The sequence below is a fragment of the Affinundibacterium nitidum genome, from assembly GCF_014284155.1.
In the GTDB taxonomy this organism is placed as follows: Bacteria; Pseudomonadota; Gammaproteobacteria; order Burkholderiales; family Burkholderiaceae_D; genus Undibacterium; species Undibacterium nitidum.
The window spans coordinates 1-266 of sequence record NZ_JACOFZ010000055.1; the positions used below are offsets into that span (position 1 = coordinate 1).

At 48.9% G+C, this 266-nt stretch carries 1 protein-coding gene; it reads right to left on the minus strand.

Translation table 11 applies throughout. The annotated features are described in order from the left end of the window. A partial coding sequence (locus H8K36_RS19000; RefSeq protein ID WP_186918089.1) for a helix-turn-helix domain-containing protein occupies positions 1 to 266 on the minus strand: 266 nt, incomplete at both ends.

Sequence of the window (266 nt, forward strand, 5' to 3'; positions counted from 1 at the left end):
TCCCTTTTTTCTTAAAGCGCGGGAAGTCAGCACGTTTGGCGAAGAAATTGCTATAGGCTCGCTCCAAATCCTTCAATGTTTGCTGCAATGCCTGAGATGGCGTTTCTGCTAGCCAAGTCGCCTCTGCCTTCCATCCTAGAAGACTCTTACACAGGCCTGCATATCCCTGTTTTGTTGCACCCTGTTCGTATAATGATTTTTGCATCGCCAGCGCCTTGTTATAGACGAACCTGCACGATCCTGCAAAACGGCGCATATCACGCTGT